Source organism: Paenibacillus oryzae (assembly GCF_001675045.1).
In the GTDB taxonomy this organism is placed as follows: Bacteria; Bacillota; Bacilli; order Paenibacillales; family Paenibacillaceae; genus Pristimantibacillus; species Pristimantibacillus oryzae.
Genome location: NZ_LYPA01000064.1, coordinates 444,556 through 469,765, shown reverse-complemented (window position 1 = coordinate 469,765; position 25,210 = coordinate 444,556). Strand labels below are relative to the sequence as shown.

Sequence of the window (25,210 nt, the reverse complement as noted above, 5' to 3'; positions counted from 1 at the left end):
AAACGCTCCTCCTATCCTTCGCCTGCGCTGAATTTATAACCGACTCCCCAAACCGTGATCAAATAAGCGGGATTGGAGGGATCGGCCTCCAGCTTTTCGCGCAATCTGCGGATGTATACGGTAACCGTGTTTTCATCGCCGTGGCTCTCAAGGCCCCATACGGCATCCAGCAGTCGGCTTTTGGAAAAAACCTGGTTGCTGTGCGATGCCAAATGATATAACAGCTCAAATTCCTTGGCGGACAACATTAGCTCGTTTCCGCCCATTGCAGCAGTATATTGCTTGCGGTTCATGGACAGTGGTCCCGCGTTAATGGCATCGGCATCACCCTTGCGGGAGGAAACTTGTCCGTCATGCCTGCGAAAATAAGCGGCAATCCGTGCCGCAAGCTCTGCCAGCTCAAACGGCTTCGTCATATAATCGTCCGCGCCAAAGCCGAGACCAAGCACCTTGTCGGTGCTGCTGCCCCTGGCGCTTAAAATCAACACAGGCACATCGCTTATTTCGCGGATGCGGCGGCAAACCTCAATGCCGTCCAGATCAGGCAGGCCGATATCCAGAATGATATAGTGAGGCTGCCAGGAAGCCAGCTCAAGCAGTCCTTGCACGGCGGTATTCGCCGTTTTTGCTTCATAGCCTTGTTTATCCAGATAAAGGGATATAATTCGCGCCATATCCCGTTCGTCCTCAATAATCAAAATTTTTTTTGATTGTTTCATAGACTGTTCTCCATCTCCAACATACGTAATTATGTCAAGTATAACAGAATGGAAGACTTTTTCTGAACATTTTCTCATGGTTTGCGGCGTTTCATTGCTGTTTGCCGGGGGTAAGTAGTCATAGGCGGCCATACAACAAAAAAACTATACCTTAACTTTCAGGAGGAAACAAAATGAAAAAAAGAACGAAGGCTCAAGGGATGACAAAGCTACTGCTAACCGCTACATTATGCGCGGCGCTGATTTTTGGCGCAGCAGCCTGTAACAATACAAACGGCAATGCGGGCGCTGGCAGCGGCACCAATACGGAAGGGTCCGGCAACGTGGACGGCGGCATGAATTCCGGCGGAGGCAACAATGCAGGAGGAGAAACGGGGCTGGAGGGCGATGGAGCGCCGGCTGAAACAAACGAGCTGGCAGAGCCAACGATGCCGGCAGAAAACAACGAGCTGACCGAGCCAACGATGCCTGCGGGATCTGATGAGCTGGCGGAACCAACCATGCCTGCGGGATCAGATGAGCTGGCAGAGCCATCCATGCCTGTTGAAGGCGATGGCGCTGTTAGTGAATAAAAGCGCTGCAATCCAGTAATCAAGTCGCGTTCAAATGGACAGGAAGGGGCCTGTCCGAAAAGTCACGTGAAACGAATAACTATTCAGCAGGTACCGGTTTTGCTGAATATTTATTCACCGTAACAGACTTTTCGGACAGCCCCGCTTGTCGTGTTTTAGAATAAGGAATAGGTTGAATGATAAAGCCCGTAAAGCCCAAAGGCAAGCATAACAAGGCCGGACATTTTGTTGAAAAGAGACAGCCGCTTCATCCAACTGTGTGTCATATTCCTTCTTAAAAGAGCAATGGCTCCCGTTAATCCTATCCACCAGCCTGCTGAACCGATAAAGACCCCGCCAACCATAAGAGGGATGTCCAGTCCCGATTGTGAACCCGCCACGCCGGAAGCAGTGAAAACTCCAATGAAAAAAACAATAGTCATGGGATTGGACAACGTAAGCAGCAATGTCACCATAAAAGAACGGATCGCATTTTTGATGCCGGGGGAATCCGCCGTCATTTCTTCTGCGGGCTTTAACAGCGTTTTAATGCCGATCAGGCAAATAAACAGTCCTCCTGATGCCTGCAATATGAGGGTGTAGTCAGTCAAAGCAACCATAATGGCGGTTAAGCCGCAGCCAGCGATTATTCCATACGCTGCATCAGCCGTTGCTGCTCCAAGTCCGCTGAATACCCCCGTTTTAAACCCGAAACGCAAAGTATTCTTTATACATAAAATGCTGATGGGACCCACCGGAGCTGCAATGGAAAAACCAAGCAAAGCTCCTTTTAACAGCCATTCCCAGTTCATGAGCAGCTCTCCCTATTCTTCTTTCAAGGTCGATAATATAAAAATCGTATTGGACCTCACCACATTATGATTGGCCTTTAATGTATTTGTAATAAAATCCTCCAATTGCGAGAGCTGATCAACTGCAACCTTTAGCAGATAATCGTATTCCCCCGAAATATGATGGCACTCTAATACTTGCGGCGATTGAATAATCGTATTTCGAAAATGACTGGTTTCGGAGGAGCCCTGTATTTGCACGAAAATAAAAACGATGCAATTTTGGCCCATATGCTCGCGGCCAAGCTTAACGGTAAAGCTGCTGATCACGCCATTACGCTCCAGCTTCCGTATTCTGTCCGAAACGGAGGGCACGGATAGATGGACCATTTTACTTATTTCGGAGCTGGTCATTCGGCTGTTGTTTTTCAAAATATCCAGAATGTTAAAATCAATATCATCTATGACAAACGCCCCCTTTTTAGGCAAGTATACTACGCAAATTCCGGCTTTAAAATATGTGTAAACATTTCGTTAGTTGTTTAAATTTTTATAGGAACAGCCCTTAAAAAATAAAATTATAGTGATATATAAGCGAACTGGCTTAACAATTTTAAGTACAAAAAAACCGGGACGATTATCGTCCCGGTAACTATGGAAATCTTTATTTCCATTAAATATATTGAATCTTTAAGGTTTGCCCGCCAATATTAACACCCTCCGAGCGGGTGATCGCAAGCTTCTGCTCCTCGGAAAAACCAATCGTTTCGCCGTGGCGAAGCTTGACATCGTATTCCACGACATATCCCGATATATCAATAAGAAACTCTCGCAGCTCGGAAGGCGAAGCAGGGCTTTCCAGCACCTCGATTTCATCCTTGCCAAACGAATTTAACCCGATTGTATAGCCGCTGACGCCATTTTCACTGCGAACCAGGCCGAAGTAGACCAGGTTGAGCAGAGGGAAAAGGTCATCCTCCTTCATCGCTTCCGTCACATCCTGAAAGAACTCCGGTTGAAAAACGGTTCCGGAGGAATAAAGGCCAATGGCGTTTGGAAGCTTGAGACAGCTCGAAGCCAGCTTTACATAATTTGTGCCGTTTTCCATCGGAGAGCTTTCACGCGGGATGACAGCAATTATTAGATGGGCGACATGGGTTTTGGTTACCTCCTCCGCCTGCGGCCACAAATAATTGCTGCCGGCATTATGTACCGCCTCGTTGTCAGGCACGGGAGCAGGGATAAAGCTGACCGCGAGCATGCTGCCCTCCGCTTCAAAAACAAGAGGGGCGGGACCGCTGCCGTCATCATGCTCTCCCGGGTTTTCATGGTTTGCGGACTCGCCGCTGTTGTCCTCATCATCCTCTTCTTCCGTTACAACAATGTTCCAATCCTGTTGAAGCCTTGCTATTATTTCCTCCCGGTCAAATTCCACAGAGTTCAGCAGCACAAAGCCGTTAAAGATCCCACCCGCGCCGTTTTCATCGTCGTCATCCCCGTTAGGACCATTGCCGGAGGCGTTTTCGTATTCCGCAGCGCGCTGCATCCAGTATTCCCGGATCATCTCCACCATTTTGGTTGCTTCTTCAACGGCTGTAGCGGGGTTATAAGGCTGCATCTCACTGAATATATGGCCGCAATGCTCCGTGTCTTCCGGGGATTCATACCCGCCGCATACTCCCAACAGCCAGGAGCTAAGCATTTTTTTCTTATATTTAAAAAGATAATATTTCATTTCATGCAGCATGAATTCTCCTGCGTGCTCAATCTTGTAAGGAATTTTGCCCAGCTCCTGTTCATCGGCCAGCCAGGACGTCATGGCCTCCAGGGCTGCTTGCTGTTGATTAGTCATAAAAACACTCCTTTAGGAAGTTGGTGAAGTAAATTGTATTATTATACCAGCCAAAATTCGACAGTGGCAATAGTCCAAAAGGATGCTTTACAACAGTGATGATCTAGTGTACTATGTAACTATAACACCAATACAGAAAGGAGCCGAACTCGTTGTGCCTATTGATTTTGACAACAATTTGCCGATCTATCTGCAAATCATTAACTATATCAAAAGACAAATCGTCGTTGGCAAGCTTGGACCGGGAGACAAGATAGAGTCAGTGAGGGAGCTGGCGGCTGAGCTTCAAATTAACCCCAATACGATACAGCGCACTTTTCAGGAGCTGGAGCGCGAAGGAATTGTGGAAACTAGACGAGGCATGGGCAGATACGTAACCAGTGAGGAGTCGAAAATATTGTCGATTAAAAAAGATATGGCAGGAGCGCTGCTTGACCATTTTGTGACAGGCATGAAGGAGCTTGGCTTTGGCGAAAGGGATATCGTGGAGCTGGTTTCCGATGCAATCAGGCAGCAAGGACAAACAGAGGAGGGGAACTGATATGCAGTCAATACTGGAATTGCACAATATATCTAAAAATTATGGCAGCAAGTCGGCGCTGAAGGATATTTCCTTCAAGGTTGATGCAGGCAAAATTGTGGGGCTGCTGGGCAGCAACGGTAGCGGAAAAACAACGTTAATGAAGCTTGCGGCAGGTTTGCTGCATTCCAAGGAAGGTCAAATCCGGGTGTGCGGTGATAAAGTTTGCACGGCCTCAAAAAGGCTGGTTTCCTTTATGCCGGACCGGCCCTTGACGGAGCCTTGGATGAAGGTCGGGGATGCAATTTCATTTTTTCGGGACTTTTATCCTGATTTTGATGAAGTCAAAGCCGAGGAAATGCTGCATTTTATGAAGCTCGATCGCTCTCAAAAGGTAACGTCCCTGTCAAAGGGGATGAACGAGCGTCTGCAATTGACGTTGGCGCTTTCAAGAAAGGCTTCCCTCTATTTGCTGGATGAACCTATCGGCGGCGTCGATCCTGTGGCGAGGGAGAAAATATTGGATGCTATCGTCAATTATTATTCGGAGGATAGCTGCCTTATCGTTTCGACTCATCTCATTCGCGACATCGAGCGTATATTCGATGAAGTTATTTTGATTAAGGATGGTCAGCTCGTTGCCCATGAAGGCGTGGACGACATTCGCGAGAAACATGGAAAAAGCGTACAAGAGTGGTTTAAGGAGGTTTATGCGGAATGATTCATTTATTCAAATATGATGTCAAAAAAAATGCTACATTGCTTAGTGCAGGAGCCATCATCCTCCTTGCCGGGCTGGCTGCCATTTTGACTGTAGGCAAATGGAAGGATTGGGGATTCATTACTATTTATACGAGCTCGATCATGCTTATTATTATGACCGGCGTGCTTGGCTTTGTTTTGGTTTGCAACACCTATCGGAAAAATATCACGTCCTATAGCCGCAGATTATTGCCGCTGCCTTCCGTATATGCGGCTATAACGCCTTTTGCTATGTTAATCGGGATCGAGCTTGCTTTAATTGGCGTCTATGTGCTTTATGATGCTGTATTGGCCTCCTGGGGAGGGTTCGAAGCAACGCTTCTTCAAATTGCAAAAGAAAATATAACGGCATCGGGCTGGTTCAGCATTTTGTTCACTATCATCTGGTTTAGCGTTTGCCTGACGGCGCTGCTATTTTTCTCCATGACAGTTACAGAAACGATAAAAGGAAAAGGCGGAGCCTGGCTTGGCATAACTGTATTTTTTGGCATTGCCGCGGGCTTGTCTATGCTGCAAGCCTGGTTGTTCCCGTCTAGCAATGGAGGGGGAGACACAGACGTTATCGGCTTTCAAATTTTAGAGGAAAACGGCACCGCAACCGTATCGTTTGGCGGTCTGGATTCCATTAATTGGGCGTCATTTGCCTTAGATGCGGTAATCGTAGTGCTATTGCTTGCCGGCATCAGCTATTTGCTTAACCGAAAGGTAAAAGTATAGGCGCTGCGACCCAATGGAAAAGCCGCTATCGAGGCCTCCATGGTGAACGACCGCTTTTGGCAAAAAGGAGCCTGCTCCTTCACTCCCAAGGAACGGTTTCCTGAGTGATTGGCAGGCTCCTGTCATTGGCGGGATGTTTTTTCACAATCCCAATTCCTTAAGCATAATAACAGCGGCTCCTGCTGCAACGGCCTGCTCCTTCAGCTGGCCTTGCGAAAAGCGGGGGCGGTAGCCGGAATCGGAATAAATATGGCTCACGGCCGTTGCGATGGCGGTTTCGTAATACCTGCTGCTGGAATGAACCAGCGGACCGCCCAAAATAATTTTTTCGGGATGCACCATGTTAATAATGTTGGCTAGGCCAATGCCTAAATAATTGGCGGATTGCATAAAGAGTTGTTCGATATGTGGATCATTGTTTTGCAATGACTGCAGCAATGTCGGGAAATCGGCTTTCTCCAATGCCTTAAGCGTTACAAAATCCTTTAAAATCCCAAATGTTTGAGGCGAGTCCGACGTGGGGCCGCTGCTCTGAATAATCATTCCTCCAATGGATTCCTCCATATCGGCAGCGCCGCGCACAATTCTTCCGTCTGACATCATCGCTGAGCGAATACCCGCTCCTACGTGCACGTACAGCATATGATCAGGCATTTCCTCCTTTAGGGACCAATGCTCTCCGATCAAGGCTGCGCTTGCTCCGCTTTCCAATACGACCTTTATGCCTAATGCTTCTTCCATCATGGAGCGGAGAGGGATGTTTTTCCAGCCCTGTGCATGAAAATGATTGGTGTTTAGCAGCATGCCGCTGTCACGGTCTAGCGGTCCTACTGAACCGATGCCAAGACCGATCAGTTTTTCCCTCGGGATGGACAATCTTGAAATCGCCCGTCCGATCCATCGTTTTACCGCGGTAATCAAGGCTCCGGGATTCATGCTTTCATCCATATTCCATTTATGGCTAGCCAGCGGCTGCAAGGCCATGTCGAAAAGCCCAATTGCGGAGTAGGTTCGCGATACCTCCAGTCCCAGCAAATAGCCGTATTCCGGGTTTAGTTCGTATAGGATAGGTCTTCGGCCGCCAGTGGAAGGGCCGTAGCCATTTTCCCGGATAAGCCCGTGGGCAATCAGCTCGTCCAGTACGCGCGCCATGCTGCTGCCGGTAAGGCTGAATGAACGGTGGAGCTCCAGCTTTGATAATTTGACCGATCTTGCAATGGCTTCGAAAACGGCTTGTTTGGCAGCCGATGGTGTAAGTGTTGACATGAGTAAGCCTAAAGCCCCTTTCCCCAGCATCGTATCTTTATTCCGCAATCGCCCTTGCCGGCATACAATACAGCAGGGATGTCAATGAACGCGGGAAGGAGCGTGCAGCAGTGGACAAACGCACGATGCGGATCATTTCAGTTGTTCTTTATATCATCTTTGTTCTTGTGTTTGTAATTAACACTGTATTTTACCGATAGCGGTCCGGTATTCCTTGGGGGCCATTCCTTTGACTGCGCGGAACACGCGGGAGAAGGTGCCGTATGATCCATAACCACATTCCAGCGCAACCTCGGAAACGGATAGCTCCGTTGAGGCTAGAAGGCCGCAGGCGTGCCGAATGCGCAGATCGTGAAGAAATTGCAGGAAGGTTTGGCCTGTTGCTTCCTTGATGACTTCGCTGATGCGGGAAGCGCTCATTGCAAACCGCTGTGACAGCCGGGATAACGTAAGCTCCTCCTGATATTGAGTATGGATGTAGGCGATAATTGACCATGTGGAGGAGCGTTTCCCGCCCCGTTGTTCCATTAATTCCTCTTCAACGCCGCGGGATAATCTCCGGGCGCGGTCGAACAAGATCAGAATCTCCTTCAGCCGCAGCTGAAGCATGGCGTTCCGCCATGTCTCATTGCCATTGTATTCGTGATACATATCCTCCACCAGATGCCTCATTCTGATTTTGTTATCGCCTTCAAGCCGCACGTAAGGCGGGGTTGCCGTATCCTCCAGCAGCCCGTGCAGGGACGAATGGCCGGCACCCTCCAGCAATAAATCCATACTGAACATGCAATTATATAATTTCAGCGTTTCTCCGGGATCGGTGAACAGCTCATGGGTCTGATAGGGCAGCACGAAGGTAAAGATGCCGGCTTCCATGGCATGCCGGCTTCCGTTGACGGTCTCCGAGCCTTTGCCTTCTATTACATAAGAAAACTCCAAAAAATTATGACGATGCCGCCGAAAGCCGCCCGGCAGCGAATTCAGGCTGATATGGAGCGGATTTGCCGTGTCCATATTGGGGTAGGTTGTTAAGTAATCGGGATAATAGGTCATGATAGAACGGGGACCCTCCGAAAATTTGAGATGTTTATCGAAAAAAAAGCGCGCTTTGATCTGTGTTCTATTCTATCATAGAAAAGGGATAGAGATAGAGCTTGTTCGTACTTACAGCCAAGGAGGTTATTAAAATGCTGAGAGGATTGTCGAGCGCGGGTCTGGGCGCTTTGGAAAGTCAGGAGCAGCTAATCCGGCTTGCCGGAAAATACGGCTTCCAAGCAGTCGATCTGGATGCGGCTGCCCTTGTGCGCCAATATGGCGCGGAAGGCGCGCGTGCGCTGCTTGCAGAGAATGGCGTTGTTATTGGCTCCATCGGGTTAAGCGTGGAATGGAGAACGACGGAGGAGGCCTTTTTGAAGGGGCTGGAAGAGCTTTCTGCGGTGGCTGCTTCCGCAAGAGAGCTTGGCTGCACCCGCTGCTGTACGTATATTTTGCCGTCCACCGACCACAAGACTGCCCATTTTATGGTCCTGGCAACGCGCAGGCTTCGGACTTGCGCGCAAATTCTGGGAGCGTACGGCATTTCGCTTGGCCTTGAGTTTGTTGGGCCGCATCATCTGCGGACTCGCTGGAGCAATCCCTTTATCTGGACAGTGGAGGAAACGCTCGACTGGATCAGCTGTATCGGAGAGCCTAACGTCGGCTTGCTGTACGATTCCTATCATTGGTATACCAACGGATTGAATGTTAACGATATAGTAAAGCTGTCCCCGGATCAAATCATACACGTGCACTTAAACGATGCGCCTGATGTGCCTGTCGAGGAGGCGTTGGACAATGGCCGCTTGTATCCAGGCGAAGGCGTCATTGATTTGGCCGGTTTTCTGAAGGCGCTGCATGAAATTGGTTATCGGGGCCCCGTCACGCAGGAGATTTTGAGTGCGGAGACTCCGGCTGGAACGCCCGAAGAGCTTGCACAACGCTCCAAGGCGGGGTACGACAAGGTTTTTTCGGCGGCAGGCTTGATGGCATAGGCATTTCCGGGGAGTTGAATCATAACAAATGCAAGAGAGAAAGGCCTCCGGCGCGGAGGTCTTTTTTGCATTTTTGGCGCATTATCCGCCGCTCATAAGGCGGCTTGATCGTAAATGGGCTTGACAATGGCGATTCCTGTTACCTCAGTCTTATTTTTGGTCTGGGCCGTTTTCAAATCAGAAAATCTGTTTAACAATGAAAGGGATTGATGTCCCCCGGATTTTCCGACTGGCTGCATGAACGGATGGAGGCGGGGGAGAGGACAAGGAGGAGCCATTTTAAACGATGATTGAACACAAACAGAGCAACGGGAAAACCAATAACGTTCAACAGCAACCCTTTAGCTATGCAGAATATCCTGACAAAAAGAGGATGGCGCTATTTTCTCTGGGCAGTTTTGCATTTGTCGCCATTGGCATATGGATGATCCTTTCCGGCGGTTGGATTGAAGGGATTATCGGTGTAATAAGCATTCTTTTTTTCGGCGCGGCGTTTGTTTTCTTTTTGGCCAGACTGCTTGGCAGGAAGCCATCCCTGTTTATTAATGAAGAAGGCATTATTGACGATTCCTCTTATGTTTCGGCAGGCACCATCGCTTGGGACGAAATTGAAGATATCGGGATTACCGAATATTCCGGGCAGCGATGGATCAGCATCAAGCTTCGTGACCCGCAAGCCTTTCTCCAAAAGCAGCCGCGCTTCAAAAGATGGCTGATGAATCTGAACAATACACTGGTTGATGCGCCGATTCATATCTCGCAGGAAATGCTCAGTGTTCCATTGGGGCGGTTCTACGAGATGATGGTGGATAAGTGGAAGCGTTCGGGCGGCATTTGGAAATCATAGATAGATGCATGGAACCAGCCGGCAAAAAAGCCAGGCTGGTTTTTTGCATGGCGCTGGGAAGCCGAACTTGGCATAACGAATGGAAAAATAACAAATAATGAAGGGGAAGGCAGACAGCGGCCGGATTAGCTTCCGAAAGCCGCAGCGGGTAAGGAGGGAACAGAATTGGCAACTGCAAAAAACGGCGCGGGCCGCTTTGACAAAATGGCCATGTCGCCCAAGGAATATCAAGTATATGCAAAAGAAAAAGAGCCGCCTCGCTCCATCCTCGGAAATTGCTTGAAGGCATTTCTGGTGGGCGGAAGCATCTGCCTGGTGGGACAAGCGGTAACAGAGCTGTTTATGCATCTGATGAACATGACTCCGGAGCAGGCGTCCAATCCAACCGTGGCGGTGATGATTCTGCTGTCGGTTATTTTGACAAGCCTCGGCGTTTATGACAAGCTTGCCCAGTTTGCTGGCGCCGGTTCAGCCGTGCCGGTCACGGGGTTTGCCAATTCCATGTGCTCCGCCGCGCTGGAGCATCGAAGCGAAGGGCTGGTGCTGGGCGTTGGCGGCAATATGTTCAAGCTTGCGGGAGCAGTTATCGTCTACGGCACTGTCGCCGCTTTTTTTGTCGGGATCGCGCATCTGATTCTTGGCACGGGAGGGCAATAAGATGCTGAAGGGCAAGCAGTCCTGGTGGTTTGCAAACCGGCCGGTCATTATTGGAGCGTCCTCCGTCGTGGGGCCGGAGGAGGGCAGCGGGCCATTGGCGGAATCCTTTGATCTGGTCCACCCGGAATTGGATATGCAGCAAAAAAGCTGGGAAAAGGCGGAGCGCCTTCTCCTGGAGCAGGCTTCTGAATTCGCCGTTCAAAAAGCCGGGTTGTCGCGGCAGGATGTCCAGTTTTATGTCGGCGGGGATTTGATGAACCAGATCATTAGCAGCAGCTTTGCCGCAAGAGCCATCGGAGCGCCTTATATCGGCGTCTTTGGAGCCTGCTCCACCTCCATGGAATCGCTTGCGCTGGCTTGCCAGCTTGTGGACAGCGGCGCCGCGGAGCGGGTGCTGGCGGGTACTGCAAGCCATAACTGCACGGCGGAGAAGCAGTTCCGGTATCCTACGGAATACGGCTCTCAGAAACCCCCGACAGCCCAGTTTACGGTAACTGGCGCCGGCGCCGCGCTTGTGGCCGCGCAAGGCAACGGGCCTGTTGTCGAATGCGCAACCATCGGCAAGGTCGTGGATCTCGGCATCAAGGACCCCTTTAATATGGGCGCCGCGATGGCTCCGGCCGCAGTGGATACAATACAGGCCCATTTCAATGATACGGGGCGCTCCCCCGGCGATTATGATTTGATTGTGACCGGCGACCTGGCAGGCGTAGGACATCCTATTGCCAAGGAGCTGCTGATGAAAAATGGCGTTCCGATGGACCATACCGAATTTAACGATTGCGGGCTTTTGGTATACGATGTCGAGAAGCAAAAGGTTCAAGCCGGAGGCAGCGGCTGCGCCTGCTCGGCGGTCGTTACGTATGGACATTTGCTGAAGCGGCTGGCAAAGGGCGAGCTGAAGCGGATTTTGGTTGTGGCCACCGGAGCGCTTTTGTCCCCGATATCGTTCCAGCAAGGAGAAAGCATTCCCGGTATTGCCCATGCCGTTGCCATCACGGCGGGTAATGGAGAGGGGGGAGAGGCATGATTTTTTTATGGGCGTTCCTTGTTGGCGGCGCTATCTGCGTATTGGGACAGCTGATGTTTGACGTGCTGAAGCTGACGCCCGCCCATACCATGGCGACGCTGGTTGTCATCGGGGCTATCGTGGACGGGCTTGATCTCTACGAGCCGTTGATTAAATTTGCCGGCGCCGGCGCAACCGTACCTATTACAAGCTTTGGCAACGCGCTTGTGCACGGAGCTTTGACGGAGCTGCACAGCCAAGGGTGGATCGGCGTTATTTCCGGCATCTTTAAGGTGACAAGCGCCGGCATATCGGCGGCTATCATCTTTTCATTCCTTGCGGCCCTTGTCATAAGGCCTAAAGGCTGAGAATTCCGTAAGTTTTGGGGAATCCTGTGGGATTCTCCAATTTTTTTTGGAATGCCGAAATTTGTACAGGTGAATACCATACGGTAAAATAGAGGGGAGCTCATATTTTTCCGGGAGGTTGATTTATGGATATCCGTTCTGCTGATATGCAATCATGCTCATTTATTTTATCGCAATTAGATTCTTGTATCCTGGGAAAGCATGAGGAGATAGAAAGACTTTTAATCGCTGTGCTGGCTGGGGGCCACGTGCTGCTGGAGGATGTGCCGGGCACGGGAAAGACCCAGCTGGTCAAAGCGCTTGCCAAAACCGTAGGAGGGCAATTCCGTAGAATCCAGTGCAATCCCGATTTGCTGCCTACCGATATAACCGGCGTTTCAATCTATCATCCCAAACAGGAAGCTTTCCTGTTTCGGCCGGGCCCCGTCATGACGAATATATTGCTGGCGGACGAGATTAACCGGGCGACGACCAAAACCCAGTCGGCCTTGCTGGAGGCCATGGAGGAGGGGCATGTTACGGTGGATGGGGAGACCTACGAGCTGCCAAAGCCCTTTACTCTTCTCGCTACGCAAAATCCGATCGAATTTGAAGGCACCTATACGCTGCCGGAGGCGCAGCTTGACCGGTTTATGATGAAGCTGTCGCTGGGTTACCCTGCTGAATCCGACGAGCAGCGCATGATAGCTTCGCCCGACACTCATCATCCTTCGGATCGCGTGCAGCAGGTGCTGGATACGCAAAACTTGATGGAAATACAAGAGCAGGCCATGGCCGTCCATATTGACGATGCAGTAGCCAAATATTTGGTGAACCTGGTTCGCGGGACGCGGGAGCACGCCCAGGTGCTTCTCGGAGCAAGTCCCCGTGCGGCGATTTCATTGTCGCGTGCGGCCAAAGCGAGCGCTTACCTGCGCCAGCGCAGCTTTGTGACGCCGGATGACGTGAAATCGCTGGCCCCTTATGTATTGTGCCACCGGATTGTGCTGAGAACAGAAGCTCGCATGAACGGACTGAAGGCCGAATCAATCCTTCAACAGATTATTGAATCGGTTAAAGTGCCTGTTCGTCTGGAGAGATAGGGCTATGATGAAACCAATGAGCCAAAAGACTCGCTGGCTTCTGGCAGCTGCCGCGTATTTCGGCTGCGTCTTATACTTTCTGTTTCAAGGCGGTAAAACAGCGCTGATGCTGCTGGTTATTCTGAGCCTTTTGCTTATCTATTTGCTGCTGGGAAGATGGAGCGGCATAGCCAGAGTGAACGGGTCCAGGGTTATCAGTGGAGGAACTAACCTGAAGCAAGGGGCTTTAAGCGCAGGCACTACAATGGAAGTCAAGCTGTATATTCGCATTCCCGGTTTTTATCCTGTGCCTTATGTTATTGTTCGCGACCAGCTTCAGCGGGAAAACGGGAAATTGCTTCAATTTGAAACGTCCTACGTGCCTAACTGGAAACGCGCGGGCAATGTATCCTACCAGACGCCTCCGCTTCAACGGGGAGAATACCGATTCCAGCGGACGGAATGCGTATCTTATGATGTTTTTGGACTATTCGAGCACGAAGGCAGCTTTGTGGCGGAGCAGACGTTCAGCATTCAGCCTCAGATTGTTGCTCTGAAAGCATGGGTTGGGTTTCGGCAAGGTGTAAAAGGGCCGTATTCTCAGGCTTCCGCTTCGCGCTCGGCCAAAGAAACAACGCAAATTAATGGCGTGCGGGAATATCATTACGGAGACCGCCTTTCACGGATTCACTGGAATGCCACAGCCAAAACCGGCCAATGGAAATCAAAAGCCTTTGAGCGGGAGTCGCTGCCTCGCACCCTGGTTATTCTGGATCGCCGGTTATCCTCATACGCTGGACAATCCGAAGAACGCTTTGAGCTTGCGGTTTCCATAGCGGCCTCCTTTATGGAGCACGGCCTCAAGGATGACACGGCGATGGGACTTGTGTCGGTTGGCGAAAGCATGACGATACTCCCGCCAAAGTCGGGGATGGAGCAGCGCAGCCTGAGTATGAAGCATCTAACTTCGGTTGACGCGGATTCGCCCGTTGCGCTGTACGCTTCATTGCTGCGGGCGGATAGCGTAATCGAGCCGGGCTCCTTCGCGGTTGTCATTTCGGGAGAAGGAGGAAGCGGCATCGTGCAAGCTATGGAGTGGCTTTCCCGCAAAGGCATCCAGCCTTGTCTCATACATGTCGGCTCCGGAACGGACAGGATAAGCGGCAATGTGGCCTGGCAGCATTTGCTTCGCACGCGAGGTTTGACCGTGCATACAGTCCGGCATTTGCAAGAGCTGCCTACTCTTCTGGAAGGGAGCGGCATCGCATGAAGAAAGGAATGCGGCGAATTGCTGCCTTATATGAAGGAACATGGTACGAGCGCCTGTCGGCGCTGTTTGTAGGCGCTATTATATGCGCATGCCTCTCCGTATTTGAAGGTTATTGGTGGCCCGAGAGCTTTGCCATCAGCTATTATACCATTGCTGCTGTAGCTATTATTCATTTTATTGTCCCTTTATCCATGTGGCTGCTTCGTTCCTTTTTGCAGCTTACGGCAACGATAATAATTGTGTTCAGGCTGGCCAGAAAGGAATGGGTTGTTCTGCCGCCCGCCTCGTCCGAGCCGGGCGAATGGCTATGGTGGCTGCAGCAGCATCTGGCCCAGCTGCATCCCTTCATCTGGTTTGGGCTTGCGCTAATGGCGCTTCAGATGCTGATTGGCTCCTGGTCGATTACGCGGCCCCGATTGTTCGGAATTGTTGGCGCCGGCGTGCTGCTATTGACCGTAGCGGATTCCTTTACGCCAATCTGGCTATGGGACAACGTCGCTGTCGTTGTTTTTTCGGGGCTGATCTGGCTCGTGGTCAATCATCTGGCGCATTTACAACGAAGGCATCCCTCCAGCTGGAAGGAGCTGCTTGAATATCCGGTAGGCTTGTTCTCGCCAGCTGTAATCGTCCTGTCCTTGCTGATGCTCATCGGTGTCAATATGCCGTCGCTGCCTCCGCTATTGCAGGACCCCTATACGCTTTGGAAAAACGCGCGAGGCGAGGAAGTTTCCATCTTTTTGGGCGAAAAGGCGATTATTCGGGAGGCTTCCTCGGCCAATGGCAATGCCAGCTCAGGCTATAGCCGGGATGACGGGGCATTGGGCGGCGGCTTCGACTATGACTATTCACCCATGATGACGGTTACCACGACCCGCCGCAGCTACTGGCGCGGAGAATCCAAGGACCTTTACACGGGCGCAGGCTGGAGCGATAGCGTGTCTCCGCGTAAAGCGGGCGATGCAATAAATGTAGGAAAAAACATGGATTTTCCGGATAATTTACGGTCCCTTGCCGAAACGGTGGAAGTGAATCAGACCGTGACGATGATCAGGGAAGATGAATATCCTGTTTTATTCGGCGCATCTGCAATATCCAAGGTAAACTGGGTTAACGGAGAAAACGAGCTGTTTCCATTTGCCATGGTCTGGTCCCCGGCTCAATGGGAGCTATTGTCTCCCGAGGGGACTCGTTACCCAGCTGTCTATTCTATTTCATCGCAGGTGACGGTTCTGGATGAAGCGGCATTGAGAAAAAGCAAAGCCGCATTTGAGGAGCCCCTTCTTCAGAGCATGTATACCAAATTGCCGGAGACGCTGCCGTCCCGGGTTGCGCAGCTGGCAGCGGACATTACGGCGGAAGGAACAACGGCCTATGACAAGGCCAAGCTGCTGGAGACCTATCTGCGCAGCAACTACGCGTACAACAACAAACCTGATTTAACCAAATTGACTGGCGAAAGCACAGACTTTGTCGACCAATTCCTGTTTGAATTGTGGGAGGGATATTGCGACTATTTCTCTACCGCGATGGCAGTAATGGCCCGTTCGCTTGACATGCCGGCCCGCTGGGTCAAGGGCTTTGCCCCTGGCGCGCTTCCAGCGGATCAGATGATGGTGCCAGGCGAAATGATGGAGGATTTTAATCCTGACGGCGCAGGCACGTATACAGTCCGCAACTCCGATGCGCATTCGTGGGTTGAAATTTATTTCGAGGGGTACGGCTGGATTCCGTTTGAGCCGACTGCCGGATTCAGTTTTCCTTATTCCATGCCGGAAGGCGTAGAGCCCATTCTTCCGGATATTGATACTTCCGAGGCTCAAGAGCCGGAGGTTGAGCCGTCCCCGGTCAACGAATCGCAAGGGGATTATACATGGGTTTGGATTTCGGCGGCAAGCATCGGCGTAATGGGGTTAGGCTGGATCGCCATCCGGCGTTTTGGCGGACTGGTTTTGCTTTACCGAAAGCTTTCAGGACGCAATTATTCCGGCAATGAGCTGATTGTTGCGGAAACGGGCAAGCTTCTGCGCTTCTGCAAGCGGCGGGGGCTACAGCGCGAAGAGCACGAAACGCTTCGGGAAGCAGTGCAGCGCTGGTCGCAAAGCCGCAAGCCGCTGAAGGAGGATTTCCGTTACGTGCTCGAGAGCTTCGAAAGAGCCAAATACGGAGCCGGCAATGCCACAAAAGATGAAACCGAACGTTTTGTGCAAAAGGTCAATTATTTGATAGGGGAAATAAAATGAGTAAAAGGTTGTTCATCCCCTAAAACATGAATAAAAACAGCTGCCGCCGGACGGTGATTCGGCGGTATTTTTTTTGCAACAAATTGTCATTGTATGTTATAGTTTCGTAAGATAGCAGGTAGAAAGCTGAGGGATTACGGTTATGTTTGAAAGATTGGTGCCGAAGAAACGTGTTCATTCGGTATACGATATTGATCTGGACGAGCTGTATTTGCATGGAGTGCGGGGAATTATAACGGATTTGGACAACACGCTTGTAGGGGCAAGGGAGCCGCTGGCAACGCCCGAGCTTATTGTTTGGCTGGATAAAGTCAAGGCGGCGGGATTCCGGGTCGTTATTGTGTCCAATAATAATAAAACAAGGGTCGGCAATTTTGCCGTCCCGCTTGATATACCGTTTCTGCATGCTGCAAGGAAGCCGTCGCAGCAGGCCTTTCGGAAAGCGCTGGCTTTGCTTCAGCTGGAGCCTGGCCAGACGGCAATGATTGGAGACCAGATGATGACAGACGTGCTTGGCGGCAACCGGCTGGGTCTGCACACAATTCTGGTTGCGCCGATCTCTCCTGCCGATGAAGGCATGATGACAAGGGTAAATCGGAAAATCGAGAAGTACGCGCTGACAAGGCTTCGCCGGCGCGGGTTATGGTATGAGGAGGATAAGCAATCATGAGCAAGCATATTAAGGAAGAAGGAGCAGCCTGCGCAGGCTGCGGCGTTGCGCTGCAATCGCAGAGCAGCGAATTGCCGGGTTATTTGCCGGAGTCCGCTGCCGCGCGCGAGCCGGTTATTTGCCAGCGCTGCTTCCGTATTACCCATTATAATGAAGCTTCATCCGTAGCGATTGATCAGGACGACTTTTTGCGGCTGCTTGGCAGCATTGGCTCAACCGACAGTCTGGTTATTCATATCGTTGACCTGTACGATTTTGAGGGCAGCCTGATTTCCGGCCTTCAGCGCTTTGTGGGCAACAATCCCGTATTGCTCGTCGTGAACAAAATCGATTTGCTGCCAAAGGGCTTAAACATGAACCGGATTCGCAACTGGGTGCAGCGGACTGCCAAGGAGCAGGGCTTGCGCACTGTGGATGTCATCCTGTGCAGCGCCAAACGCAATATTGGCTTTGAGCATGTCATTGAAGCGCTGGAGAAGCATCGCAAGGACCGCGACGTGTATGTGGTAGGCGCTACCAATGTCGGCAAATCGACTCTGATTAATCGTCTCATCCGGGATTATAGCGATCTGGAGAGAGAGCTGACGACCTCCCGGTATCCAGGCACAACGCTTGACGCCATTTATATCCCGCTGGACGATGGCAAAGCTGTCATTGATACGCCGGGTATTGTTTACACCAGCAGAATGACGGAGGTTGTGCCGCGCAGCTTTTTGGGCTCATTGCTGCCGGACAAGCCGATCAAGCCGCTGGTATATCAGCTAAACGAACAGCAAACGCTGTTTCTGGGCAGCTTGGTTCGCTTTGACTTTGTGGAGGGGGAACGGCAATCCTTTACCCTCTATATTTCCAATGCGCTTAACGTGCACCGGACAAAGCTGGAGCGTGCGGACGAGCTTTATAGCGAGCATAAGGGAGAGCTGCTGGGAGCGCCAAGCCGTGAGGAGCTGGAGTCGATTCCGGAATGGACAAGGCATTCGCTTCGCGTGCGAAGCGGGGAGAAGCAGGATATTTTTGTCGCCGGTCTTGGCTGGATCCAGGCCAATGGACAAAGCGGCGCGCAGATAGACGTTTATGCCCCCAAAGGGGTCAAGGTGCTCCTGCGCCCTTCCATGATCTAGAGACATAAGGGGGAACGGATATGACGGAAAGACGGCTTGATCCTGGTATTGATAGCCACACAACGCTTTATGCCGTTATTGGCGATCCCGTCATCCAGTCCAAATCTCCGCTGATGATGAATGCCGCATTTCGGGAAAGCGGCATTAATGGCGCTTATGCCGCATTTCATATTACGCCGGATAAGCTGGAAGGCTTTGTGACAGGCGTACGCGCCATGGGAATCCGGGGTGTGAATGTTACGATTCCCCATAAGCTGGCGGTGATGGAACTGCTGGACGATATCCATCCCGACGCCAAGGCGATTGGCGCGGTGAATACGATTGTTAACGACAACGGCCGTCTTGTCGGCTATAATACGGATGGGATAGGCTATGTCCGCTCTTTGAAGGAAGAGGCGGAGCCCCGATTGTCGGGCAAAAAAATCGTTGTGCTTGGAGCCGGCGGAGCTTCGCGCGGTATTATTTATGCGTTGCTGCGGGAAAACCCCCGGGAAGTTGTCATTGCGAACCGGACAGCCGACAAGGCATATGACTTGGCCAAAGACCTAGGCGGGGTGGAAGCGGGCGTTGCCGGAATTCCTTATGATGCCCTGAAGGACGCTTGCAGCGATGCCGATATTGTCATTAATACGACGTCGGTGGGCATGTTTCCGCATCCCGGGGAAACGCCGATTCCGGGTGCTTGGCTGAAGCCGGGCGCTGTCGCCAGCGATTTGATTTATAATCCGCTCAAAACGGAGTTTCTTCGCCAGGCGGAGGAGCGCGGCTGCCGTATTCACGGCGGACTCGGCATGTTTATATATCAAGGCGCCTACGCCTTCGAATATTGGACGGGCGTTCCGGCGCCGGTCGAGGTCATGAAGGAAACAGTGTTGGCCACGTTAGGGCGTGCCTGAAAACCAGTATAAGGTCATCTTGCACCGCCTTTTCGCCCCTTGCTGTGTTTGAAAATTATTTTATGGAACAATGATGAAAGAAGGAATAGGAACATGCTGACAGGAAAGCAAAAACGTTATTTGCGCTCGCAGGCGCATCATCTGGACCCCATTTTCCAAGTGGGCAAAGGCGGAACAAACGATCATCTGGTGCGTCATATTCAGGAAGCGCTGGAAGTAAGAGAGCTGATCAAGGTATCCGTGCTCAATAATTGCAGCGACGATCCCAAGGAAATCGGGGTTGAGGTATCGCAAGCGGCCGGAGCGGAGCTGGTGCAAGTAATCGGCAAAACGATCGTCCTGTATAAGGAATCCCGCGACAACAAAAAAATCGAGCTGCCGCGTTCGCGGTAATGATCCGGCTCTCGATTTAGGAGAAGAAGAGGTGGGAGCAATTGGCTAAAATAGGCATCATGGGCGGCACCTTCGACCCCATCCATACCGGACATCTCATTGCCGCCGAAACGGCTAGGGATTGCTGCGGACTGGACGAGGTCTGGTTTATTCCGACCAGCGGCCCTCCATTAAAGGATAATGGCCCTGCCGTGCCGGCGGAGTCGAGGCTTGAGATGGTGCGTGCCGCAATCAATGACAATCCCGCCTTTACATGCTCCGATATTGAATTAAAAAGAGGCGGCGTCAGTTATTCCATCGATACGGTGAAGGAGCTGACGTCGCTCTATCCGCAGCATGCTTTTTTTTATATTATCGGCTCGGACCGCATTAATGATTTGCCGCGATGGCATGCTGTAGAGGAGCTGGCTGCACTGGTGTTCTTTATCGGGCTGGAGCGTCCGTCGGAGAAGGCGGATGTGGCTGCGCTTCCCCGGTTTTTGAAGGAAAGGCTGATAGCGGCGGAGATGCCGGCTATAGGTATCTCGTCAACGGCGCTGAGGAAGCAGCTTCGGGAAGGCCGCTCTGTCCGCTATTTGCTGCCGGAGGCGGTCCATCAGTTAATCAGGAGGCATGGTTGGTATGGAACGCGCGGAGATGATTGAAGCTGTCAAGGCGGAAATGCCGGAACGCCGGTGGATTCATACCGAAGGCGTGATGGCAACGTCTATTCTGCTTGCGGAACGGTTCGGGGGCGACCCGGAGCGTGCAGAGCTTGCGTCCATCTTGCATGACGTGGCTAAATTTTGGGCAACCGACCGTTTGGCTGCCGTAATTGCCGACAACGGGCTTGGCGATGATTGGCTGGCCTATGATAAAGAGCTATGGCATGCCCCTGCAGGCGCTTGGGAAGCCAAAACGAGGTTTGGGGTGGACGACGAGGATGTGCTGAATGCGATCCGGTTCCATACCTCAGGTCGCGGCGGCATGTCCAAGCTGGAGAAAATCGTATGGCTGGCCGATTACATCGAGCCGGGGCGTGATTTTCCGGGCGTGGATAACATCCGCAGCTTAAGCGAAAAAAGTCTGGATAGCGCTATCCTTGCAGGCCTGGAGGCAACGATTGGCGTGCTGATGCAGAGGGGCAGGCTGATATATCCCCTTACCATCGAAGCGAGAAATGATCTGCTTAGAAGCCTGAATAAAGAGTAATCTTCTCAATAAAAACATATACGGCTTGCTTTGCTCAAGCCAAACTGGAGGCTGAAGAATGGCAATACAGTCCGATGAATTGCTCAAAATTGCGGTGGATGCCGCTGAAGATAAAAAGGCGATTAATGTTGTGGCGCTTAACCTGAAGGAAGTTTCGCTTGTTGCCGACTATTTTGTCATTTGCAGCGGTAATTCCGATGTTCAAGTGCAAGCCATCGCTACCGAGATACGAAAGCAGGCGGAAAAAAGCGGCGCGCGCATTCGCGGTCTGGAAGGCATGGACAGCGCGCGCTGGGTACTGATTGACCTGGGCGACGTAATCGTGCATGTGTTTCATCGCGAGGAGCGCGATTATTACAATATTGAGCGCTTGTGGTCCGACGCCAAGGTCGTGGAGTTTGCATGACTTTGACAGCGGGAACTACCAGACCGTTAAAGGTGTTGCGTGAAGTATCGCCATACGGCTATTTTCTTGTTGATGAAGAAGGAAACGAGGTGCTGCTCCATTACACGGAGCTGGTAGGCTCCAAGCCTTCTATCGGCGCTACGATTGATGCTTTTATCTTTTTTGATTCCGAGGACCGCCTTGCGGCCACGATGAAAAAGCCGCTTCTTCAGCTGGGCGAGCTGGCCCGCCTGAAGGTTGCGGACGTTCATCCCAAGCTTGGCTGCTTTTTGGAAATGGGACTTGGCAGACAGCTTTTGCTCCCGCTGTCCGAGCTGCCGGAGAGCATTGCTTACCGTCCTCTTCCCGGCGATGAGGTGTTTGTCGTGATGAAGCATGACAAGATCGGCCGTCTTGTAGCCAAAATCGCATTTGAAGAAGAGCTGTCGCCGCTTGTGTTCGCCGCGCCGGAAGCGTGGCGCAATCAGTGGGTGGAAGGCTGGGTGACCAAAACGCTTCAAATGGGCAGCTTCGTCATCCTTGACGGCGGCGTGGTTGGTTTTGGCGTTTACGGAATGATTCCTGCACCGGAGCGGACCAGGGCGCTTCGGCTTGGGGAGCGCGTCCGCGCGCGTGTTACGTTTATCCGCGAGGATGGCAGAGTCAATTTGTCCATGTCGGAGAAAAAAGAGGTTGGGCGCGAGCTGGATGCGGATCGGCTTTTGGCTTTTCTGAAGGAACGTCCAAACGGCGGCATGCCGTATTCCGATGAAACGGATCCCGATATTATCAAGCAGCGTTTTGGCATCAGCAAATCTGCTTTTAAACGGGCGCTTGGCAAGCTGCTGCGGGAGGGGCTTATTACTCAAAAGGGAAGCTGGACCTATTTGACGGAAGCTCAGGCCGAGGATAACCTCGGCGGCGATGAAACGGCGTCACTGGGAGCCGATGTGAATAAGTCATCGGGAGCCAATGTGAATACGTTGCCGAGAGCGAATGGAACTGCGTCGTCGGAAACGAGTGGGAATGTGTCGCCGAGAGCGAATGGAACTGCGTCGTCGGAAGCGAGTGGGAATGCCAGGGGAGAAGCTGGGAAATGAGCGGCTCCTACGGTCAATTCGCGCTGGTCTACGACCAGCTGATGGAGGATATGCCTTATGCCGACTGGCTGGGCTTTGCCCGGGAATGCTGGTCGCGTTACGGCATGCCGGCTTCGGTTGCGGATTTGGGCTGCGGAACGGGCAGTCTGGCCATTCCGCTGGCGCGCTCCGGCTTTCACGTTTACGGCATTGACCTATCATCGGAGATGCTGTCCGTCGCCCGCAGCAAATGGGATGAATCGCCGCAGCAGGCGGTTCGCCCGCGTGCAGGGACAATCCGGTGGCTGCAGCAGGACATGGCCTCCTGGGAGCTTGCAGAGCCCGTAGACGCGGTCATTTCTTTTTGCGACTGCATTAATTATTTGACGGAGAAAGCTGATGTGGAAGCGGCATTCCGCTCCACCTTCGCCGCGCTTAAAGACGGCGGCTCTTTCCTGTTTGATGTTCATCCGCGCGAAACGCTGATTCGTTATAGCGAAGAGCAGCCCTTTGTGCTGGACGAACGGGATATCTCCTACATCTGGACCTGCGACTTTGAGCCGGAGCCTTGCCGCATCCAGCATAATCTGTCTATTTTTGCCCGGGAGGGCGACGGCAGATATGCGAGATTTCTGGAAACGCATGTGCAGCGCGCCTATGACCCCGACTGGATCGTTTCGGCATTGCGCAAAGCGGGTTTCTCAAAAGTAGACCAATATGCCGACTTCAAGCTGGAGCGGCCTCATGAACATTCCGAAAGACTGTTTTTTGCTGCGATCAAATGATGCGCGAGATTACAATTATTGCGGCGTCCTAACGGATTTCATTAGCTCATGCGGCATTGCGTTGCGTTAATGCAGGTAAGGCAGTTGGTGCAGGAAATACTTTAATGCAGGTATGATACCTCAAACAGGAATTGTGTTAGTGCAGGAAATGCTTTAATGCAGGTATGATACTTCAAACAGGAATTGTGTTAATGCAGAGGCAGGATAGCTTCATTTAGATATTGTCGCTAATAAAGATATGCAACTAGCAAACGGGGGTGTCGAAATATCGCACACCCCCGTTTGCTATGGCCTGAAAGCATCAAGTTTGTGCAACTTTCAGCACAAACTTGATGCTTCGCTTCGTAGCTGATCGCTTTGTACGAATGATCGTACAAACAGCCCTTGCCTGTCAGCGTAGCGGCTCGGTTTGTACGAATAACCGTACAAACAGCCCCTGCCTAGCAGCGTGGCGGCTCGGTTTGTACGAATAAACGTACAAACAGCCCCTGCCTAGCAGCGTGGCGGCTCGGGTTTGTACGAATAATCGTACAAACAGCCTCTGCCTAGCAGCGTAGCGGCTCGGTTTGTACGAATAACCGTACAAACAGCCCTTGCCTGTCAGCGTAGCGGCTCGGTTTGTACGAATAACCGTACAAACAGCCCCTGCCTAGCAACGTGGCGGCTCGTTTTGTACGAATAACCGTACAAACAGCCCTTGCCTGTCAGCGTAGCGGCTCGTTTTGTACGAATAATCGTACAAACAGCCCCTGCCTGTCAGCGTAGCGGCTCGTTTTGTACGAATAACCGTACAAACAGCCCCTGCTTGGCAGCGTAGCGGCTCGGTTTGTACGAATAACCGTACAAACAGCCCCTGCCTGTCAGCGTAGCGGCTCGGTTTGTACGAATAATCGTACAAACAGCCCTCGCCAGGCTGGGTAACCGCGTGTTTTGTTCGATTTATCGTACAAGCTGCTTCAGTCCTAGACGAGTTAAGTCACAGCCTGAACGCAGTACCCAGATTCCGCAGCATTCAATTTTCTTTATTTCTCTATTCCCGCAAAGCGTCCTTCAAACGGCTGTTCATGGACTCCCAACCCGATGATCGGCGTACAGCAGCCAGCTTCAATTCACGGACTGCCCGCTCCAGCTCCTGTATATAAAGTCCCAATTCGGGCGCCTCGCGCCCTGCGTCCCGGCACAGCTCCTCAAGCAGCAATTTTGCCTCGGCAGACGTTAATTTCGCCATTCCATTCAACCTCCGAACATTTCAAAAAATGGTACTGTTCCATCATAACTTTATCTGTTAAAATAGTCGAGTCACCCAAAAAACCTGTGGGACATAGAATAGAGCAGATGCCATTTTTTACATTGACGGAACCTATATGTTGATGTAGAATTCAGATACACCAACTAGATGTTGATGTGGATTTGAATTTCTGCTTGAAAGCTATGATGCATAACAACAAGCGCATCTGACTCCGATAGAGGCCGGAAGCGCTTTTTGATTGCGATGAGTGCGTGTTTAAATCGTTCGGTTTTCAGTGCTTTTTGATGAGCGGCGGGCCATTTGAACAACCTCTACAATTCCGCAAGGGAGAGGCGTGTCATGCTAGTTGTTTATGATTCCAAAACAGGCAACGTAAAACGGTTTATCAACAAGCTGAATATGCGTGCCGTACAAATTGACGAGCAACAGGAAGTGAACGAGCCGTTTGTACTCGTTACGTATACGACCGGGTTTGGACAAGTCCCGGAACGAGTTAACCACTTTTTGGAGACCAACCACGTCATGCTGAGGGGTGTATCGGCCAGCGGCAATCGGAACTGGGGACCGGGCTTTGCCAAAAGCGCGGATACCATTTCATCCAAATACGATGTGCCGGTTATTCTGAAATTTGAGTTGTCGGGGACCAATCAGGATCGGGAAAATTTTGTTGAAAGGGTGCGTGCCATTGAAGCTCTATGAGGAATTAAACATTGAAGCGGGGGCGGATGAGGCGATAGTTGCTGCCGATAGCCAAAGTGGTCAAAGAGACGAGGCGAAACAA

General features: G+C 51.5%; 28 protein-coding genes and 1 pseudogene. 22 read left to right on the top strand and 7 right to left on the bottom strand.

Annotated features, from left to right (window positions below; translation table 11 throughout):
• Window positions 1–11: 11 nt before the first annotated feature.
• Window positions 12–719 carry a response regulator transcription factor gene (locus tag A7K91_RS16055; protein ID WP_068684439.1) on the bottom strand — a complete coding sequence of 236 codons (708 nt, stop codon included), beginning with the start codon at window positions 717–719 and terminating at the stop codon, window positions 12–14.
• A 173-nt stretch (window positions 720–892) separates the two neighbouring features.
• On the opposite strand from A7K91_RS16055, the gene A7K91_RS16050 reads away from it, so the two are divergent.
• Entirely contained in the window at window positions 893–1,291 is a 399-nt protein-coding gene (locus tag A7K91_RS16050; protein WP_068684437.1) for a hypothetical protein, read from the top strand.
• A 155-nt stretch (window positions 1,292–1,446) separates the two neighbouring features.
• Here the strand turns inward: A7K91_RS16050 and A7K91_RS16045 are convergent, their stop codons facing one another.
• The 3 genes from A7K91_RS16045 to A7K91_RS16035 all read right to left on the bottom strand — a co-directional run bounded on the left by A7K91_RS16045 (window position 1,447) and on the right by A7K91_RS16035 (window position 3,913).
• Window positions 1,447–2,082 (bottom strand): LysE family translocator, encoded by a 636-nt coding sequence (locus A7K91_RS16045; RefSeq protein ID WP_068684435.1) that lies wholly within the window; start codon window positions 2,080–2,082, stop codon window positions 1,447–1,449.
• Window positions 2,083–2,094: 12 nt separating this feature from the next.
• The gene (locus A7K91_RS16040) at window positions 2,095–2,550 is read right to left on the bottom strand and encodes an Lrp/AsnC family transcriptional regulator (RefSeq protein ID WP_245697547.1); all 456 of its coding nucleotides are present in this window, start codon (window positions 2,548–2,550) and stop codon (window positions 2,095–2,097) included.
• A gap of 184 nt (window positions 2,551–2,734) precedes the next feature.
• Complete coding sequence (locus tag A7K91_RS16035; RefSeq protein ID WP_068684433.1) at window positions 2,735–3,913, bottom strand: DUF4261 domain-containing protein; 1,179 nt, start codon at window positions 3,911–3,913, stop codon at window positions 2,735–2,737.
• Between the two features lie 154 nt (window positions 3,914–4,067).
• On the opposite strand from A7K91_RS16035, the gene A7K91_RS16030 reads away from it, so the two are divergent.
• The 3 genes from A7K91_RS16030 to A7K91_RS16020 are packed head-to-tail and all read left to right on the top strand — an operon-like array spanning window position 4,068 to window position 5,912.
• Window positions 4,068–4,454 (top strand): GntR family transcriptional regulator, encoded by a 387-nt coding sequence (locus tag A7K91_RS16030; protein WP_068684431.1) that lies wholly within the window; start codon window positions 4,068–4,070, stop codon window positions 4,452–4,454.
• Window position 4,455: 1 nt separating this feature from the next.
• Window positions 4,456–5,154, top strand: a complete 699-nt coding sequence (locus A7K91_RS16025) for an ABC transporter ATP-binding protein (protein WP_068684429.1) — start codon at window positions 4,456–4,458, stop codon at window positions 5,152–5,154.
• Window positions 5,151–5,912, top strand: coding sequence for a hypothetical protein (locus A7K91_RS16020; RefSeq protein ID WP_068684427.1), 762 nt, complete (start codon window positions 5,151–5,153; stop codon window positions 5,910–5,912). The genes A7K91_RS16025 and A7K91_RS16020 overlap by 4 nt, the downstream gene beginning before the upstream one ends.
• A 141-nt stretch (window positions 5,913–6,053) precedes the next feature.
• Here the strand turns inward: A7K91_RS16020 and A7K91_RS16015 are convergent, their stop codons facing one another.
• Together A7K91_RS16015 and A7K91_RS16010 are read right to left on the bottom strand one after the other, a co-directional pair.
• Window positions 6,054–7,178 carry an ROK family protein gene (locus A7K91_RS16015; RefSeq protein WP_068684425.1) on the bottom strand — a complete coding sequence of 375 codons (1,125 nt, stop codon included), beginning with the start codon at window positions 7,176–7,178 and terminating at the stop codon, window positions 6,054–6,056.
• 177 nt (window positions 7,179–7,355) lie between these two features.
• The gene (locus A7K91_RS16010; protein WP_068684423.1) at window positions 7,356–8,231 is read right to left on the bottom strand and encodes an AraC family transcriptional regulator; all 876 of its coding nucleotides are present in this window, start codon (window positions 8,229–8,231) and stop codon (window positions 7,356–7,358) included.
• A 134-nt stretch (window positions 8,232–8,365) separates the two neighbouring features.
• Here A7K91_RS16010 and A7K91_RS16005 point away from each other — a divergent pair, with 134 nt between their 5' ends.
• The 17 genes and pseudogenes from A7K91_RS16005 to A7K91_RS15925 all read left to right on the top strand — a co-directional run bounded on the left by A7K91_RS16005 (window position 8,366) and on the right by A7K91_RS15925 (window position 23,180).
• Complete coding sequence (locus A7K91_RS16005) at window positions 8,366–9,208, top strand: sugar phosphate isomerase/epimerase family protein (RefSeq protein WP_068684421.1); 843 nt, start codon at window positions 8,366–8,368, stop codon at window positions 9,206–9,208.
• Window positions 9,209–9,494: 286 nt separating this feature from the next.
• Complete coding sequence (locus A7K91_RS16000) at window positions 9,495–10,055, top strand: STM3941 family protein (protein WP_068684419.1); 561 nt, start codon at window positions 9,495–9,497, stop codon at window positions 10,053–10,055.
• A 165-nt stretch (window positions 10,056–10,220) separates the two neighbouring features.
• Window positions 10,221–10,712 carry a stage V sporulation protein AC gene (spoVAC, locus tag A7K91_RS15995; protein ID WP_068684417.1) on the top strand — a complete coding sequence of 164 codons (492 nt, stop codon included), beginning with the start codon at window positions 10,221–10,223 and terminating at the stop codon, window positions 10,710–10,712.
• A gap of 1 nt (window position 10,713) precedes the next feature.
• Window positions 10,714–11,742, top strand: a complete 1,029-nt coding sequence (gene spoVAD, locus A7K91_RS15990) for a stage V sporulation protein AD (RefSeq protein ID WP_068684415.1) — start codon at window positions 10,714–10,716, stop codon at window positions 11,740–11,742.
• Entirely contained in the window at window positions 11,739–12,089 is a 351-nt protein-coding gene (spoVAE, locus tag A7K91_RS15985; RefSeq protein WP_068684413.1) for a stage V sporulation protein AE, read from the top strand. The genes spoVAD and spoVAE overlap by 4 nt, the downstream gene beginning before the upstream one ends.
• 125 nt (window positions 12,090–12,214) lie before the next feature.
• Complete coding sequence (locus tag A7K91_RS15980; protein ID WP_068684411.1) at window positions 12,215–13,171, top strand: AAA family ATPase; 957 nt, start codon at window positions 12,215–12,217, stop codon at window positions 13,169–13,171.
• 4 nt (window positions 13,172–13,175) lie between these two features.
• On the top strand, window positions 13,176–14,420 hold the full coding sequence (locus A7K91_RS15975) for a DUF58 domain-containing protein (RefSeq protein WP_068684409.1): 1,245 nt from the start codon (window positions 13,176–13,178) through the stop codon (window positions 14,418–14,420).
• Window positions 14,417–16,660, top strand: coding sequence for a transglutaminase TgpA family protein (locus A7K91_RS15970; RefSeq protein ID WP_068684407.1), 2,244 nt, complete (start codon window positions 14,417–14,419; stop codon window positions 16,658–16,660). Before A7K91_RS15975 ends, A7K91_RS15970 begins: the two co-directional genes overlap by 4 nt.
• 142 nt (window positions 16,661–16,802) lie before the next feature.
• Complete coding sequence (locus A7K91_RS15965) at window positions 16,803–17,330, top strand: YqeG family HAD IIIA-type phosphatase (protein WP_068684405.1); 528 nt, start codon at window positions 16,803–16,805, stop codon at window positions 17,328–17,330.
• The gene (gene yqeH / locus A7K91_RS15960; RefSeq protein WP_068684403.1) at window positions 17,327–18,451 is read left to right on the top strand and encodes a ribosome biogenesis GTPase YqeH; all 1,125 of its coding nucleotides are present in this window, start codon (window positions 17,327–17,329) and stop codon (window positions 18,449–18,451) included. The genes A7K91_RS15965 and yqeH overlap by 4 nt, the downstream gene beginning before the upstream one ends.
• A gap of 20 nt (window positions 18,452–18,471) precedes the next feature.
• Window positions 18,472–19,347 carry a shikimate dehydrogenase gene (gene aroE / locus A7K91_RS15955; RefSeq protein ID WP_068684401.1) on the top strand — a complete coding sequence of 292 codons (876 nt, stop codon included), beginning with the start codon at window positions 18,472–18,474 and terminating at the stop codon, window positions 19,345–19,347.
• Between the two features lie 93 nt (window positions 19,348–19,440).
• Window positions 19,441–19,740, top strand: a complete 300-nt coding sequence (gene yhbY / locus A7K91_RS15950; RefSeq protein WP_068684399.1) for a ribosome assembly RNA-binding protein YhbY — start codon at window positions 19,441–19,443, stop codon at window positions 19,738–19,740.
• Between the two features lie 41 nt (window positions 19,741–19,781).
• Window positions 19,782–20,384 carry a nicotinate-nucleotide adenylyltransferase gene (gene nadD / locus A7K91_RS15945; protein WP_082967487.1) on the top strand — a complete coding sequence of 201 codons (603 nt, stop codon included), beginning with the start codon at window positions 19,782–19,784 and terminating at the stop codon, window positions 20,382–20,384.
• Window positions 20,362–20,931: a bis(5'-nucleosyl)-tetraphosphatase (symmetrical) YqeK gene (yqeK, locus tag A7K91_RS15940; RefSeq protein WP_068684397.1), complete on the top strand. Its 570-nt coding sequence runs from the start codon at window positions 20,362–20,364 to the stop codon at window positions 20,929–20,931. The genes nadD and yqeK overlap by 23 nt, the downstream gene beginning before the upstream one ends.
• A gap of 58 nt (window positions 20,932–20,989) precedes the next feature.
• Entirely contained in the window at window positions 20,990–21,337 is a 348-nt protein-coding gene (rsfS, locus tag A7K91_RS15935) for a ribosome silencing factor (RefSeq protein WP_068684395.1), read from the top strand.
• Window positions 21,334–22,245 (top strand): annotated as a pseudogene (locus A7K91_RS15930) (CvfB family protein); the annotation flags it as partial. The gene rsfS and the pseudogene A7K91_RS15930, both read left to right, overlap by 4 nt.
• A gap of 167 nt (window positions 22,246–22,412) precedes the next feature.
• Window positions 22,413–23,180 carry a class I SAM-dependent DNA methyltransferase gene (locus A7K91_RS15925; RefSeq protein ID WP_068684393.1) on the top strand — a complete coding sequence of 256 codons (768 nt, stop codon included), beginning with the start codon at window positions 22,413–22,415 and terminating at the stop codon, window positions 23,178–23,180.
• 1,030 nt (window positions 23,181–24,210) lie between these two features.
• On the opposite strand, the gene A7K91_RS15920 is transcribed toward A7K91_RS15925, so the two are convergent.
• Complete coding sequence (locus tag A7K91_RS15920; RefSeq protein ID WP_068684391.1) at window positions 24,211–24,408, bottom strand: hypothetical protein; 198 nt, start codon at window positions 24,406–24,408, stop codon at window positions 24,211–24,213.
• 360 nt (window positions 24,409–24,768) lie between these two features.
• On the opposite strand from A7K91_RS15920, the gene nrdI reads away from it, so the two are divergent.
• Window positions 24,769–25,128, top strand: coding sequence for a class Ib ribonucleoside-diphosphate reductase assembly flavoprotein NrdI (gene nrdI / locus A7K91_RS15915; protein ID WP_068684389.1), 360 nt, complete (start codon window positions 24,769–24,771; stop codon window positions 25,126–25,128).
• Window positions 25,129–25,210: the final 82 nt, after the last annotated feature.